The 13,649-nt window shown below is 54.2% G+C and carries 12 protein-coding genes; 11 read left to right on the top strand and 1 reads right to left on the bottom strand.

What is annotated here, in order from left to right:
* The first annotated feature begins 19 nt into the window (after positions 1–19).
* The 7 genes from O1V65_RS07770 (at position 20) to O1V65_RS07740 (ending at position 7,425) form a co-directional block, all read left to right on the top strand.
* The gene (locus O1V65_RS07770; protein WP_084912550.1) at positions 20–1,261 is read left to right on the top strand and encodes an ATP-grasp domain-containing protein; all 1,242 of its coding nucleotides are present in this window, start codon (positions 20–22) and stop codon (positions 1,259–1,261) included.
* Between the two features lie 209 nt (positions 1,262–1,470).
* On the top strand, positions 1,471–2,607 hold the full coding sequence (locus O1V65_RS07765) for an aminotransferase-like domain-containing protein (RefSeq protein WP_269130388.1): 1,137 nt from the start codon (positions 1,471–1,473) through the stop codon (positions 2,605–2,607).
* Positions 2,604–3,689 (top strand): 3,5-dihydroxyphenylacetyl-CoA synthase DpgA, encoded by a 1,086-nt coding sequence (gene dpgA, locus O1V65_RS07760; RefSeq protein WP_227955937.1) that lies wholly within the window; start codon positions 2,604–2,606, stop codon positions 3,687–3,689. The genes O1V65_RS07765 and dpgA overlap by 4 nt, the downstream gene beginning before the upstream one ends.
* A gap of 58 nt (positions 3,690–3,747) precedes the next feature.
* Entirely contained in the window at positions 3,748–4,389 is a 642-nt protein-coding gene (locus tag O1V65_RS07755; protein WP_017492696.1) for an enoyl-CoA hydratase/isomerase family protein, read from the top strand.
* Between the two features lie 10 nt (positions 4,390–4,399).
* Positions 4,400–5,638 carry an enoyl-CoA hydratase/isomerase family protein gene (locus O1V65_RS07750; protein ID WP_084912547.1) on the top strand — a complete coding sequence of 413 codons (1,239 nt, stop codon included), beginning with the start codon at positions 4,400–4,402 and terminating at the stop codon, positions 5,636–5,638.
* Between the two features lie 15 nt (positions 5,639–5,653).
* Entirely contained in the window at positions 5,654–6,466 is an 813-nt protein-coding gene (gene dpgD, locus O1V65_RS07745) for an enoyl-CoA-hydratase DpgD (protein ID WP_227953739.1), read from the top strand.
* Between the two features lie 44 nt (positions 6,467–6,510).
* The gene (locus O1V65_RS07740) at positions 6,511–7,425 is read left to right on the top strand and encodes a LysR family transcriptional regulator (RefSeq protein ID WP_084912546.1); all 915 of its coding nucleotides are present in this window, start codon (positions 6,511–6,513) and stop codon (positions 7,423–7,425) included.
* 62 nt (positions 7,426–7,487) lie between these two features.
* On the opposite strand, the gene O1V65_RS07735 is transcribed toward O1V65_RS07740, so the two are convergent.
* A complete protein-coding gene (locus O1V65_RS07735) occupies positions 7,488–8,267 on the bottom strand; it encodes an L-threonylcarbamoyladenylate synthase (RefSeq protein ID WP_017492692.1) in 780 nt (259 codons plus the stop codon).
* A gap of 224 nt (positions 8,268–8,491) precedes the next feature.
* On the opposite strand from O1V65_RS07735, the gene O1V65_RS07730 reads away from it, so the two are divergent.
* The 4 genes from O1V65_RS07730 to O1V65_RS07715 all read left to right on the top strand — a co-directional run bounded on the left by O1V65_RS07730 (position 8,492) and on the right by O1V65_RS07715 (position 13,503).
* Entirely contained in the window at positions 8,492–9,394 is a 903-nt protein-coding gene (locus O1V65_RS07730; protein WP_017492691.1) for a LysR family transcriptional regulator, read from the top strand.
* 87 nt (positions 9,395–9,481) lie between these two features.
* Positions 9,482–11,014, top strand: a complete 1,533-nt coding sequence (locus O1V65_RS07725) for an MFS transporter (RefSeq protein ID WP_017492690.1) — start codon at positions 9,482–9,484, stop codon at positions 11,012–11,014.
* 9 nt (positions 11,015–11,023) lie between these two features.
* Positions 11,024–12,079 carry an HlyD family secretion protein gene (locus tag O1V65_RS07720; protein WP_084912545.1) on the top strand — a complete coding sequence of 352 codons (1,056 nt, stop codon included), beginning with the start codon at positions 11,024–11,026 and terminating at the stop codon, positions 12,077–12,079.
* Positions 12,076–13,503 carry an efflux transporter outer membrane subunit gene (locus O1V65_RS07715; protein ID WP_165429509.1) on the top strand — a complete coding sequence of 476 codons (1,428 nt, stop codon included), beginning with the start codon at positions 12,076–12,078 and terminating at the stop codon, positions 13,501–13,503. The genes O1V65_RS07720 and O1V65_RS07715 overlap by 4 nt, the downstream gene beginning before the upstream one ends.
* Positions 13,504–13,649 lie beyond the last annotated feature (146 nt).

Genomic DNA, 13,649 nt, shown 5'->3' with positions numbered 1-13,649 from the left:
CATCCAGGAGGAGGATCGAGTGTTAAACACAGTCGCGATTGTTGATGCATTGTCGACCGGCAACGAGCTGGCGAAGAAGTTTATGGAGAGCGGATACCGCGTTGTTCATGTCTGGAATGATTTCACACGTCAAACCAGAGTCAGCGGGTTCGTGGAAACGATAAAGTATGAGGGCTCGTGCGAGCAGATAGTTTCAAGGCTCAGAAAGTACGATATTCGCTACGTTATTGCTGGCTCTGACAGTGGGATTGAGTTGGCCGACATGTTGGCCTCGATGATGGGTATTGTTGAGGGAAACAGTCCTGAGACCACGGCCTGGCGAAGAAACAAGTACCACTCGCATCAGGTATTAGCGGAAAACGGGCTTCGTTCAATCAAACAGTTTAAATCTTCGTCGGCAGAGGCGTTGGTTAACTGGGCAAATGAATGCTGTGGTTATCCGGTTATCGTCAAACCGCTAAACAGCGGGGCGAGTGACGGGGTTACGCTGTGTGAAAACGCGAAAGAGGTGGCGCAGGCGGCCGCAAAACAGCTGGGTCAAAAGAATCTTCTTGGCTATGTGAATGAAGAGCTGCTGATTCAGGAACTGGTTGATGGCGTGCAGTACTTCGTTAATACCCTGAGCTGGAACGGTAAACATCACGTGACCGATATCTGGGAACAGATCCGCAGTCGGGTTAACGGCGGTGCCTATAATTTTGAGGGTATGCATCTTATCCCCGGCGATGAGCCAACGGCGCATCTGCTGTCATCCTATGCCTGCGACGTACTGTCTGCACTCGGCGTAAACTATGGCGCGGCGCATAACGAGATTATCCTGACCTCAGAAGGGCCGGTATTAATTGAGGCTAACGCTCGGCTGATGGGCGCTTCTATCAATGAAGAGTCTTTCACACGCTGTTTAGGCTATACGCAGGTAAGCCGCTGCGTGGAGATGTATCTTGAACCGGGCCGTTTCCTGAATGAATTAGTGGGTAAAGACTACAGGCTGTTGTCTGGCGTTTCCGAGGTGTCGTTCCTGTTTACCGGTGATGGCCTGTTGGCGGGAATGCCGGCACGTGAAGCCATCGAAAATCTGCCTTCATTCTCTAACTTCTTCGGATTACCGACGCTGGGGCAGCAGGTGAAGAAAACGACGGATACCAAAGGCCTGCCGGGATTTGTCTATTTGGTTAATGACAATAAAACGCAACTGGAGCAGGATTTCCAGCAAATATTAACCTGGCAGAGCGAAGGAAAAATATTCGATATTATTAGTTAATCACCCCATTGATGTAACATTTTAAAATAAATAAGCGATTAATCCGGTGCAACGCCGTGGCTCCCCCATGCCTGCAATACGGAATAACGAATTTGGAAATAATAATGAATAGCGAAGAGAGTATATTATCAACGGTAAGCTTTCTCTCGAGGAAGTACCCGCAGGCTTGCTCGTTCTCATTGGGCAGGCCCAATCCCGAGGTTTATGCATTGCTTGATTTTGAACACTATCGTCAGGTCTATAAAAATACGCTTGATGAAATGTTTAGTCATAATCAGAAAGACATTAATGAACATTTGTGTACCTATGGGCCGAGTCAGGGGGTTATTAATGGCCATGTTTCGCGGTGGTTATCCATTGATGAAAATATCCACGCCGCCGAAAATGACATCTTTATTACCAACGGATGTCAGGAAGCCTATAACCTTATTCTTCTGCATGAATTACGCGAGGAGAGTGATTGCGTATTGATTATTGAGCCAACCTATTTTGGTTTTAATGATTGTGTTTCCGTGTTAGGGAAATCGTCGGTCACGGTCTCCGTTGATGACGTCAGTGACGAGGCGGGCGCTTTCCAGTTTGAGAATCTGACCGCGCTTATCGCCGAGTTTAAAAGCCAGGGTAAAAATACCAGACTCCTTTATATCAATCCTGACTTTAATAACCCAATGACTTACCGTTTGTCCGAGTCTGAGAAGGCAACGCTGTTGGCAGTGTGTCATCAAAACGGGGTCAAGATTATCGAAGACAGTACCTATTCTGGCTTCTATTTTGACGGAGAGCGCGGTCACTCCATTAAGTCGCAGGACCCGCATGGGCTGGTGTACTACGTGGGATCCTTCTCCAAGGTGATGTGCCCGTCGCTGCGTTTGGGGTATCTAATCCTTAATCAGTCAGACGCCGCGACGCGCGCCGATATACTGCATATTAAAGACCACACCAGCCTGAGCACCAGCGCACTGAATCAGCAAATCGTGGCAGGGTTTTTAATTCACTACGGGTACTCGGTGGAGGCTTGGGTACGTCCCATCCGCGAAGAATATCAACGTCGCCGAAATGCCATGGTCGAGGTGCTGCAAAGTGAACTGGATGGCTCGCCAATTAAATGGCAACCCCCGCAAGGTGGATTCTTTGTGTTCCTGAAATTACCGTTTTCAATCACCTCAAAGGATTTAATTCACTGCGTCGAGAATTATCAGGTCACCTTTATGCCGGTTAGTTATTTCTCTCGACGAGAAGGCAAAGTGATTAACGGGATCCGACTGGCCTTTAGCTATTACGAGCCTGAAATTATCGAGCAGGGCACGCGAGAATTCTGCAAGTTTTTAAAGGAGAGATTTCTATGAATATAAATACCCGTGATTCCCATGCCCCCTATATTTTAGCCTGTGCGCATGACGTTCCTGAAACCTCCTATACCCAGCATGAAGTCTGTGACAATTTGGGGATAAAAGACGGTCGTATTCGCTCGATATTTATTAATAGCGGCATTAGCAAACGTCATTTGTCGATAAAAGAGATGGCAAAGAGTGAGCCTAACGCCGAGTCACACGGTGAAATGCTGAACCGTCATGAATATTCCGCGCTTGAACTGGGTGCGAATGCCATCAATAAATGCCTGACTAAAATCGGTAAAACCGTTGAGGACATCGCCTGCATTTGCTGCGTGACCTCGACCGGCTTTCTGGTACCGGCATTAAGCGCCCGATTTTGTCAGTCGCTGGGTCTCTCCGAGTTTTGTAACCGCATCGATATTGTTGGCATGGGCTGCTCTGCGGGTCTAAATGGCCTCGATGCGGTCAAAAACTGGTCGGTGGTCAATCCAGGCAAACTGGCCATCGTGGTTTGCACCGAAATCTGTTCGGCCGCCTACCTCGAAGACGGCACGATAGCGACCTCGGTGGTCAACAGCCTGTTTGGTGACGGTGCCAGCGCGGCGGCCGTGGTGTCTGAACCCGCAGACAAAATCCTGCCCGCTGGCGCTGTTCGACTGCTCGACAAGCTCAGCCTGACGGAGTCAGAGGGGATAGGCATGATGAAGTTCGACTGGAACGACGAGCAGCACAAGAACAGTTTTTATCTCTCGAAGGATGTGCCTTACGTAGTGGGTTCCAAGGTTGAGAAGGTCGTCAACAGGCTACTCGGCGAACGGTCGCTTAGCGTAAGCGATATCGACCATTGGATTGTCCACTCGGGCGGCAAGAAGGTTATCGACTCCATCTGCATCAATCTGGGGCTGACCAAGAACGACCTTCGCCATACGCGCAGCGTATTGAACGATTTCGGTAATTTATCCAGCGGATCCTTCCTGTTCTCGCTGGAGCGCTTACAGAATGAAAAAACCGCCAACAAGGGTGACCTTGGGGTGCTAATGACCATGGGACCCGGCGCGGCCATCGAAACGGCCTTGGTACAGTGGGCCGAATAAAGCTCCTCGTTTCTTTTGAACCCACGATTGAATTCAACCCATTTTAAAGAGGTGTGTTATGGAACGTCTGAACATGAATATCGAAGATACTGCATCAATTTCGGTCGAGCTTATCGAAAAAATTAACCAGCTTTGCGCGCAGGCCGAGGCCGACGAGCAGGTAAAAGTCGTTGGCTTTACCTTTGGCAAGACCTCAGGGGCCGACGCTGGTGAAGCCATCGCCGACGTTGCGCTGCTGCACAAATGGGAGAAAAGCCTGCGACGCCTTGAGAATGTCAATGCGCTGATTGTTGCTCACTGTGAAGGCGAACTCTCGCTGGCAGCGATGTCGATACTGGCCGTCTCTGACCTTCGTATTGGAACCCCCGCGTCCTCTTTCGGCTTGAACGGCAAAGAGGTCACGGTACCGGGGATGCTGATTCACCGCCTGACCCAGCAGTTAAATGCCAACGGGTTACGTTCACTGCTGCTGCTTGGCAACCGCTGGTCCGCCGAAGAGGCCGAAGCCAATGGGCTGCTAGATCGTCTAGCCAGTCAGCCGCAGGCGTTGACCGAAGACATTATTTTTGGACTTAATCCACACGCCTTTAATGATATCCGCGTGCGTCGCAAGCTTATCCTTGAGGCGAGCACCGCCTCATACGATGAAACACTGGGTCTGTCGCTTTCGGCCAGCGACCGAATCATGAGAAAAGGCTGAGAGGCAGACGATGTCCGACCTGATAACTGAAACCTTAAACAACGCGGCCAAACGGGTGAAATCACGGCTGGCCGAACTGGCATTGACGGCGGATACGCCGAGCGAAACGCAAATCGAACGCTGCAATCAAGACAGGCAAATCCAGGCCTTTTTTGAGGAAAATGCGTTGGCACTGTATGAGCATTGGACCGCACTTTACTCCCGTTCGCTGCGGGTGACGGACCTGTTTGAAAGGACGTTCTCTGTGCTTTTCGCGCCGCAAACCACAGTCAGTGATGTGCGCGTCGTTGCCGACTACTGTTTTTCACTGTTCCTGCAGCAGGTGCTACAGAGTGAAGACCATGGAACACACCTGCTGCATGCCCAGCTTGAGCCAAAGGCGCTTTCGCTGTCTCTAATGAGGCCGTTTGCCGCCGATGGCAGGCTTCGTCTGGCGTCGCTGGAGATGACGCGGGAGGGCGAGGCGGCGGTCATCACCTTCCTCAATGGCCATAATCTCAACGCCGAAGATGGGGAATTTGTCGATGATTTAGAAACGGCTATAGATATCCTCTGCTTGTCGCCAGATATCAAGGTCGGCGTACTGCGCGGAGGAGAAGTCACCCATCCCAAATATGCTGGCAAGAGGGTCTTCTGCTCCGGTATTAATTTGAAAAAGCTGCACAGCGGCGAAATATCCTACGCCGGTTTTCTCATTGGCCGGGAGATGGCATGCCTCAACAAGCTTATCCACGGCGTGACGTATCCGACGCCTAATCTTGTCAGCAGAGCCGTTAAACCCTGGATTGCGGTGGTCGATACTTTTGCCATCGGTGGCGGCATGCAGATGGTCCTGGCCTGCGATTATGTGATTGCGGAAACGGGCAGCTATGCCTCGTTGCCTGCCGCCAAAGAGGGCATTATCCCCGGCGTTTCCAATCTGCGCCTGACGGCGGCCACCACCGAGCGGTTTGCCAAGCGGGTCATTTTGCACGGTGAACAAATCTACGCGGGCGCTGCCTATTCAGATTATATTTTTGACCAGGTGGTGACGTCGCAAGAGCTGGACGGAGCGTTGGCCGACGCCGTCGAACTGATGGCTGCGCCGGCAGTTCCGGCCAATAAGCGAATGATTTCGCTTTCGAAAGAGCCTTTATCGGCCTTCAGACACTATATGGCGAGCTTCTGTACCGAACAGGTCATCAGAATGTATTCTCGCGATGTCAGGGAAAAAACCGGCAAATTTGCTCAAAAGGCGAAACTGGGTTGAAAGCAGGAGAGCGTAATGACCATGCAGGATGAAAATCCTCAGGCGGTGCAGTACCAAAAACGGGGGCGGGTGGCGTATATCACCCTCAACCGTCCTGACGTACTTAACGCCATGAATCTCGAGATGCACCGCCAACTGCTGGCGGTATGGGAAACGGTGAATCAGGACGCTGATGTCTGGGTGGTGGTGCTGGCGGGCGAGGGGGGCCGCGCCTTTTCGGTGGGACAGGATCTCAAAGAACTCAAGCTGCGCTATGAGGCCGGCGAGCCACCGTCGAGTCTGGGCAGCGGCGGTCGTGCCGGATGGCCGAGATTTACCGAGCGTTTCGACATCCATAAACCGGTGATTGCCAAGGTCGACGGTTATGCCTTCGGAGGCGGCTTTGAGCTGGCGCTGGCCTGCGATTTGATTGTTGCAACGGAGGAGTCCGTTTTTGCTCTGCCTGAGGCTAAGCTGGGCCTGATTCAGGGCGCGGGCGGGATCTTCCGACTGACGCGACAAATGCCGCTTAAACAGGCGATGGAAATGCTGCTGACCGGTAAAAGGATCACCGCCCGTGAAGCACTGGAATTTGGCCTAGTGAATCAGGTGACGACGAAAGAGAATCTTGATGAAGCGGTGAATAAGCTCACGCAAGATATCCTGCGCTGTTCACCGATGGCGATTCAGGCGATTAAAAATATTGCCTATGAAAGCGCCGACAAGAGTCTGGAACAGGCCTTTGCCGCTGAATACTACGCCGAGCAGCAGCGTTTACAGAGCCTGGATTTAGTTGAAGGCGTTGATGCATTTTTGGAAAAAAGAGATCCTGTCTGGTGCGGGAGATAATTATGTTATTTTATCTTATGTTTTAAAAAACCTTAGATTGGTCGATGGACAATATAGAAAACCTTACCGCGATGGTGGTGTTTGCCCGCGTGGTTGAAACACTCAGCTTTACCGAGGCCGCAAAATCACTGCGGCTCTCGAAATCCTCTGTGAGCCGAGAAATAGCCAGCCTTGAAGTGAGACTCGGTGCGCAGCTGTTGAACCGCACCACGCGTAAAATCGCGGTCACCGACGTGGGGATGAGCTACTACCAGTACTGCAATCGTATACTGAATGAGATTAAGGGTGCCGAGCATTTCATTCGTCACTTTCACGAAGAGCCGATGGGCAATCTGCGCCTGATTGCCCCGGTGACCTTTGGCTGCCAATGTGTTGTTCCGGTGCTCAACCACTATATAAATAACAATATTCACGTCAACGTTGACCTGGACTTAACCGATCGACCGGTCAATATGGCCGATGAGCTCTATGATATCGCGATTGTCATCACCCGCGACAGGCCGGAAGCCGCACAGATAAAACCTTTGATTCCAATCACCTGGGGTCTTTACGCCGCGCCCAAATACGTTGCCCGACTGGCAAAAATAACCAAGCCGGAAGATTTGCCGCGCCACGACTACATCCTGTTCCGTGGGCCAGCACACACGATTTCATTACCTTTTTATAAAGACAAGCAGAAGCTGGATATTGAGGTGCGCAGCCGTTTCAGAATGAACAACAGCGTGGCTTTGATGAGTTCGGCGATGGCCGGAGGCGGTATTGCCTACCTGCCGGACTACATTGCTCAGGAGTCAGTACACGAAGGCAAGCTGGTGCGGCTGTTGCCTGACTGGAAGATGGACACCTATCATTCCTGGGTTTTATTCAAATCGGACAGCGGCCTCTCGGCGCGCGTCAGGCTGTTTGTGGACGACCTCGAGAGAAAGTTGCGCCAGCTTTACCTCACGCCTTCTGATTAGAGGCTGAAAAATAAAACGGACACCCGAAGGTGCCCGTGCATTTCTGACCGTAGCCGCAGGGATTAGTAGTAGTTACCTTGACGGTAATCCCAGGTCAGGAAAATATCAGACATGATTGACATGATTTTATCCACATCCAGGCCTTTACGGATCAGGATAGGGCATGGGGTCACGCTGCGTTGGCCTTTCTGCTCTGGAACCAGCGTGCCGTTCTCGTCAACCATGGAGACCATCACGCCTTGCTCGTAGCGGGTTTTCTCGGTTTCGTTCGGTTGAATCGAGGTTACGTATTCGTTGGCTTCGATAATCAGGTCTGCGTGTGATTCGATACGCTCGCCGATGCCTTCTACCTTGCCGCGGTTGCCTTTACCTGATGGGTTAGCGGAGCTGGCGAAGGAGAACTTGCCGTGGTTTTCCCACAGCTCTTTGGCCAGAATCTCACCCGGCTTACCGAATTTGATCACGAAGCAGCTGGTGTCGCGCTTGTCCATCATCATGGTTTTAGAACCGTCGTCTGGAATGCGTGCCTTGGCGTCTTCTTTCCACGGCAGGATGCAGCCCAACAGAATGTCTTTGTCCCAGTGCTGCTGATACAGCGCTTCAATCTCAGGGTTCAGCTGAGCCAGTGACTTCAGCTGCTCCAGAGAACCACACAGCACAACGCCTGGCTTGTTACGGTTACGCTCTTTGGCTTCAAACTTGCGATCCAGACCTTTAGCGTCTGAAGTCATGATGATGTAGCCCACTTTAGTCGGGCAAACGATCATGCCGCCGTCTTTAGACAGGATTTCAACTGCTTCCGGCTGTAAGGCACCGTTCCACTGAATTTTTTTGCTAGACATGTTCGCGACCTTTCTATTTTAAATGACATTAACGGGAAGTATTCGGCGTGCCGAATCAGTGAAATCATCCTACCGCATTTTTTCTAAACCGCGAGTATTTTGCAGCAAAGTGTTTGATTGTTTCATTCTGGCAACAAAAGGCGCAGGGAAGAGGGTATTCGTGCTGGCCCTGGGATTCGGCGCTGTGCTATAACTCGGCCATCCTCTCGATATGATTGATTATTATGAAGCTTCCCGATCTAAACCTGATTATTGCGCTCGATGCCTTGTTAGAAGAAGGCTCGGTGATTGGTGCTGCGCGGCGCATGAACCTGAGTCCCCCCGCGATGAGCCGCACGTTGACCCGCATCCGCGAGCAGCTTGGCGACCCGATTCTGGTGAAGACTGGGCGCAGAATGGTACCGACGCCGCGTGCGCTGGCGTTGCGTGAACAGGTGCATCAGACGATGGAAAGCGCGATAACGCTGCTGCAACCTGAGTCGGTGCTTTCGCTCGCGGCGCTGGAGCGTACTTTTACGCTGCACGCCAATGACGTGTTTATCAGCGCCTACGGCGGCGTGTTGCTTGCGCGTTTGCGTGAGGAGGCTCCTAACGTCGGGATCCGCTTTACGCCAGAAAACGGCAGCGATGAAGACAGCCTGCGGGATGGCAAGGTCGATCTCTATATCAGCGCGATGCGCCCGCTGGGTGACGATATTCACGTGCAGTCACTGTTTAGCACTCGGTTTATGGGGCTGGCTCGCGAGGATCATCCCATCTTCAACGCCGAGATTACCCCGCAAAGTTATGCCGCCTATGAGCACATTAGCGTCTCGAGACGGGGGCGGGCGCGGGGTCCCATCGATAAACAGTTGGCAGAGTCGGGACTGCTGCGGCCTATCTCGCTGGTGGTGCCAACCTTCCACTCTGGCGTGTTTTCGTTAGGCAATTCAGACCTGATTCTTTCGCTGCCGGAGCACGTGGTCCGCGCGGTGCAGAGCATGGGGATTAAAGCGCGCAGCTTTGCGCTGCCGGTGACGGTCGAGGCTATTCCGATAGTGCAGGCCTGGCATCCGCGTTTTCAACGTGATGCTGCTCATCGCTGGCTGCGGCGCATCATTCATGATCTGTGCCAGTCGTGCGTCTGACGCACTCCTCAACTGCAAACATAGCAATTTCTCAATCCCTCGCGCCTTTCTAGACTGAGCCTCTCATTAATCTGTAGAGGACAAGTAATGGAAATAACCGCGCAACCCAAGGTTTCGCCTGCTGCCGCAACCTTCAATCTGCGCATCATGACTGGGCTGGTGGGCATTCTGCTGGCGTCGCTGATTGCCGGGCTGAATGAACATGTGACCGATATTGCGATGCCCGACGTACAGGGGGCGATGTCAATTAGCCACGACGAGGGCAGCTGGCTGACTACGCTTTATGAGGCGACGCAGGTCGCTGCCATGGCCTTCGCCCCCTGGTTCTCGGCCACCCTCTCGCTGCGTCGCTTCACGCTCAGCGTTACCGCCGCCTTTATGCTGTTGGGCGTTCTTTGTCCCTTCGCCTCCAACCTGCACCAGCTGTACCTGCTGCGTGCACTACAAGGGCTGTTCGGCGGCTGTCTGCCGCCGATGTTGATGAGCGTCGCGCTGCGCTTCTTACCCCCCGGCATCAAGCTTTATGGCCTCGGTGCCTACGCATTGACGGCAACCTTCGGGCCAAATCTGGGCACGCCGCTGGCGGTACTCTGGACCGAGTATGTCGGCTGGCGCTGGGCATTCTGGCAGGTCGTGCCGGTTTGTTTGCTGGCGATGAGCGCCGTGTACTGGGGGATCCCTCAAGACCCGCTGCGGCTCGAGCGTTTTCGCCAATTCAACTGGCGCGGGGTGCTGTTGGGTTTTCCGGCGATCGCCTCGTTGGTTATCGTGCTCGAGCAGGGGACGCGACTTGGCTGGCTGGACTCGCCGTTTATTGGCCGCATGCTGGCGTTGGGGCTGGTTAGTATGACGCTGTTTATGGTTAACGAGTGGTTCCACCCGCTGCCTTTTTTCAAGGTACAACAGCTGGCGCGGCGCAACCTGACGTTCTCGCTGATTACCCTCGGCGGCGTATTGGTTATCCTCGTCGCGGTACCGGGCATTCCTGCCGCTTATCTGGCGGAGGTTCAGGGATATCGGCCGCTGCAAATTGCCCCGCTGGCGCTATATGTCGCGCTGGGTCAGCTGCTCGCGCTGCCGCTGGTTTCTTCGCTGTGCAACCTCAATCGGGTGGATTGCCGGTGGGTACTCGCCGTCGGGCTGGGACTTATCGCGCTGACCTGCTATCTCGGCAGCGCGATGACCTCCGACTGGATCCGCAATAACTTCTACGGCCTGCAAATGCTGCAAATTCTCGCGCAGCCGATGGCGGTCATTCCGCTTCTGATGCTCGCCACCAATGGGTTACCGCCGATTGAAGGTCCTTCTGCGTCCGCCTGGTTTAACACGGTTAAAGGAATGGCGGCGGTGGTGGGCACCGGCGTGCTTGAGGGGGTGACTACGATGCGTGAGCACTTTCACTCCCACACGCTGGTCGACAGGCTCGGCGGGCGTTCACTTTGGTTAGCGCAGCAGCATGAAGGTCTCACGCGGCTTGCCGGGCAAATTAGGGCGCAGGCGCTCGTGCTGGCCAGCGCTGACCTTTATCGTGTGATGGCGTTTATTACGCTGACGTTGATTATTTTTATTCCTCTGATGGCGACACGGGTTTATCCCCCGCGTCCCGTCAAAGATGCTTAAGGTTTGACGATGACCCCCTCTTTATTGACCCCTAAAAAAACCCTGATTGCCATCGTTGGCGCGGCTGTTTTGGCGATCGCACTAATTTGCGGGTGGCTTTTTTCCACCAGCACGGACCAAACCACCAACGATGCGTTTATCAGTGCCGATTACACCCTGGTAACGCCGCGCATTAGCGGACAAATCACCCACGTCAGGGTTGAAGATAACCAGTATGTGCATCAAGGACAGCCGATGATTGATATTGATGACCGCGACCTGCGCGCGGCGCTCGATGCGGCAAAGGCGAATCTGCTGGTCCAGCAGGCCACGGTCGCGAACGCTGAGGCGAGCCTGATACAGCAGCAGTCCAATATTCATCAGGCGGCGGCGACCCTGGCGGCAAGTCAGGCGACTTACGTCTTTGCCAAAGCCGATTTTGCGCGCTATCTCGACCTGGCGGCGCAGGGCGCAGGCAGCAAGCAGAACGCTCAGCAGGCGCGGTCGCGTATCGATACCGCCCAGGCTAACGTCGCACGAGACAGTGCCTCGCTGGATGCGGCGCGTCAAAAAACGGCGATTCTGCTGGCCGAGCGTGAACGCGCAACAGGGGAGTTGAAACGTGCGCAGGCTGCTCTTGATGCCGCTGAGCTGAACCTTTCCTATACGCAGATTGTTGCGCCTGTCGACGGTTGGGTCGGTCAACGCGTCGCGCGGCAGGGAGCCTATGTCACGCCGGGCAATACGCTGCTGGCCCTGGTACCGCTCAAACGTGCCTACGTTATCGGTAATTTTCAGGAAACCCAGCTTGAGCACGTTCGTCCGGGTCAGCCGGTGGATATCCGCGTCGACAGCTTCGGCGGGGCCACGCTGCACGGCGTGGTAGACAGCTTCGCGCCTGCGACGGGCGTGACCTTTTCGCCTATCGCCCCCGACAACGCCACCGGCAATTTTACCAAGGTGGTTCAGCGTATTCCGGTAAAAATAGTGCTTGATGCGGGCCAGCGTGAGGCATCGCGACTGTTGGTCGGAATGGCGGTAGAGGCCACTGTGCATACCGCCGCAACGGCGGGGAGCAGGCCATGAAGAGGGTATCTCTTGCACTGAGCGTCACGCTGCTTGGCGGTTGTACCTTGGGACCAGATTTCAAGGCGCCGCAGGTCACAGGCCCGGTTGTCTGGACGCAGGGCAGCGCCCCCAGCCGCACGGTTGACAAAGGCATCAGCCCGCAGTGGTGGGGCATTTTTCACGACGCGACGCTGACCCGCCTGATTACGCGTGCGGCACAGGCTAATCTTGACCTGAAGGCTGCGACCGCACGACTGATGCAGGCACAGGCCGAACGGCGCGTTATCGGTGGTGATAGCCAGCCGTCGGTTAACGGGGCGGTCAGTTATCAGCGTGCGCGCAACAGTCAGGAGGGATTGCAGGATATTTCGGGCCTTGACGGCAAACGAGCCTATAACGTCTGGCAGCCGGGCGTTGACGCTTCCTGGGAGCTGGATATGTGGGGCCGCGCGCGTCGCGAGCTGGAGTCGGCCAGTGCCAGCGTCGAGGCCAGCGCTGACCTCCGACGCGCCGTGCTATTAACGGTACAGGCCGAAACCGCGGGGGATTATATTCAACTGCGCGGCATTCAGGCTCAGCGGGCGACTACCGAGCAGAACCTTACCGTTGCCGAGCACAGCCTCAAATTGACCTCTGTCCGTCTGTCTGACGGCGTGGCTACTCAGCTTGAAGTGGCCGAGGCGCGGGCGCAGGTGGCGGCTATTCAGGCGAGGCTGCCTATTTTAGAACAGCAGCAGTCGCATTTAATCAACGCCTTAAGTTATCTGATGGCCGAACAACCGGGTGCGTTGAGCCGAGAACTGAACGGAGTAAAACCGCTCCCGCTCACCCCGGTTGAGGTTCCGGTCGGCCTGCCGTCACAGTTGGCACAGCGCCGACCGGATATTCGTGCCGCTGAGGCCCAGTTGCATGCGGCTACCGCGGAGATTGGCGTTGCCACCGCCGATTTTTATCCCAGCATTACCCTTTCGGCTAACGCCGGGCTTCAGGCGATGCAGTTCAATCAGCTGGGTCAGTGGGGCTCGCATTTTTACAATTTTGGCCCTGGCCTGAATCTGCCGATTTTCGAAGGCGGTCGCCTTCGAGGTCAACTGGCGCTGCGCAAGGCTCAGCAGCAGGAGGCCGCGGTACATTTCCAGCAAACGGTGCTGAAGGCGTGGCACGAGGTGGACGACGCGATGGTCGATTACGATACCCATCAACGGCAGCGGCAGAAGCTGGTCACGGTGGTCGAAGACTCGCAAATCGCACTTGATAACGCCCAGCGGCAATATATTGCCGGCGCCACCGACTTCCTCAATGTGTTAACGGTACAACAGGCGCTGCTCGACGCGCAGCAATCGCTGGTCATCAGTAACACCAATGTGTCGCTGTCTTTGGTGCGGCTTTACAAGGCGTTGGGTGGCGGGTGGGAAAAGGCCTATCCTGGCGGCACAGTTTAGTGTATTTCGCTCATAAATAACTCAGCCATTGCAAGGGGATAAATGGTGAGGCACTATAAATTTGCTTGTTATTCATCCGATTTAATATCTTTTAGTCTTAAATGATCTTGGAGGTTTTATTGGGTTGTATTTACGCCCAATAAAAC

This window comes from Rouxiella badensis (assembly GCF_026967515.2).
Lineage (GTDB): Bacteria > Pseudomonadota > Gammaproteobacteria > Enterobacterales > Enterobacteriaceae > Rouxiella > Rouxiella badensis.
The sequence above is the reverse complement of the archived record's forward strand: the minus strand, read 5'-3'. Positions and strand labels throughout refer to the sequence as shown.

Coding starts and splice junctions, on each gene's coding strand:
- dpgA (WP_227955937.1), top strand. CDS start 2,604: ATGAATATAAATACCCGTGATTCCCATGCCCCCTATATTTTAGCCTGT.
- O1V65_RS07755 (WP_017492696.1), top strand. CDS start 3,748: ATGGAACGTCTGAACATGAATATCGAAGATACTGCATCAATTTCGGTC.
- O1V65_RS07750 (WP_084912547.1), top strand. CDS start 4,400: ATGTCCGACCTGATAACTGAAACCTTAAACAACGCGGCCAAACGGGTG.
- dpgD (WP_227953739.1), top strand. CDS start 5,654: ATGACCATGCAGGATGAAAATCCTCAGGCGGTGCAGTACCAAAAACGG.
- O1V65_RS07740 (WP_084912546.1), top strand. CDS start 6,511: ATGGACAATATAGAAAACCTTACCGCGATGGTGGTGTTTGCCCGCGTG.
- O1V65_RS07735 (WP_017492692.1), bottom strand. CDS start 8,267: ATGTCTAGCAAAAAAATTCAGTGGAACGGTGCCTTACAGCCGGAAGCA.
- O1V65_RS07730 (WP_017492691.1), top strand. CDS start 8,492: ATGAAGCTTCCCGATCTAAACCTGATTATTGCGCTCGATGCCTTGTTA.
- O1V65_RS07725 (WP_017492690.1), top strand. CDS start 9,482: ATGGAAATAACCGCGCAACCCAAGGTTTCGCCTGCTGCCGCAACCTTC.
- O1V65_RS07720 (WP_084912545.1), top strand. CDS start 11,024: ATGACCCCCTCTTTATTGACCCCTAAAAAAACCCTGATTGCCATCGTT.
- O1V65_RS07715 (WP_165429509.1), top strand. CDS start 12,076: ATGAAGAGGGTATCTCTTGCACTGAGCGTCACGCTGCTTGGCGGTTGT.